The 954-nt window shown below is 25.6% G+C and carries 1 protein-coding gene; it reads right to left on the reverse strand.

The features are described 5' to 3' along the window. Positions 1–32: 32 nt before the first annotated feature. Positions 33–869 (reverse strand): hypothetical protein, encoded by an 837-nt coding sequence (locus tag CP357_RS09930; RefSeq protein ID WP_158227530.1) that lies wholly within the window; start codon positions 867–869, stop codon positions 33–35. Positions 870–954: the final 85 nt, after the last annotated feature.

Consider the following 954-nt stretch of genomic DNA (forward strand, 5'->3'; position numbering starts at 1 on the left):
TTCAATATACAGAATTTAATTTTCAAAAGTGTTCAATTTGAAATTGCAATTTTCGGCCAATTAAAATCATCTATTCGTGCTAAATAATCATCATTTATTTGATATGAACTTGTGGAAATATTCATTATTTTTGCAAGTTGATTAACAGATAAGTTCCAGTCTAATTTTTGCATTAACACAAAAATAAAATATGCCTCCTCACTTTTATTTTCTCGAAGATAATGTAGTAATTGATAATTTAATCTAGAGTTTAATGGCTCTTTATTAAACTCTTTATGTAAGTACACAGATACTATTCGTTCATTTTCATCTTGAGGCCAAATTGTTTTTTCTTCTTTTTGTATTTCTTCTAATAAATGAATAAATCTCTCAGCAATTCTAGAATCATTTAAAGCCAATTGTATTAACTTGAAAATAAATGGTAATTCAATATTACTAGTGGTCTTAATCAAAGCTTTTAAAGCATTTTTTTGATTAGCTTTATTCAGAGAATGTAAAAAATATTGTAAAGAAGAAAACAACAACTTCTTTGAACCCTTTATACCAGAAAGTATTTCTTCATTTGCAATCGCAAAAAAGTTATTAAATATTTTGGAGAACCTTTTTATATTCTCCACCTTATGAATTTTTATATTTGCAAAATAGTCTAATAATTGTGAACTACGATTTATTTCATTATAAGATATAGATTCCGTTTTAGTATTATTCAACTCTATAGCATATTTTACAGTTAAGTCCTGCAATACCTTTTTTATTTTTATTAAATCTTTAGGATTATCATATCCAAAATAAATATCGTCTACATATCTATAAAAATCTACTGTAGTTTCCGATAATCTGTCTTCAAGTTCCTTATCAAAGAAGGACATAGCATATTCCATTACAATATTTGTAACTAACTTAAACTTCCCACATCAAAAAAACTATGAAGCCTTGAAAACTCAATAGTTTAGC

This window comes from Lactobacillus sp. UMNPBX6 (assembly GCF_002553975.1).
GTDB lineage: Bacteria > Bacillota > Bacilli > Lactobacillales > Lactobacillaceae > Lactobacillus > Lactobacillus gallinarum.

What these genes read in the sequence shown, in the direction of transcription:
- CP357_RS09930 (WP_158227530.1), bottom strand. Translation starts at nt 869, where the DNA reads ATGTCCTTCTTTGATAAGGAACTTGAAGACAGATTATCGGAAACTACA.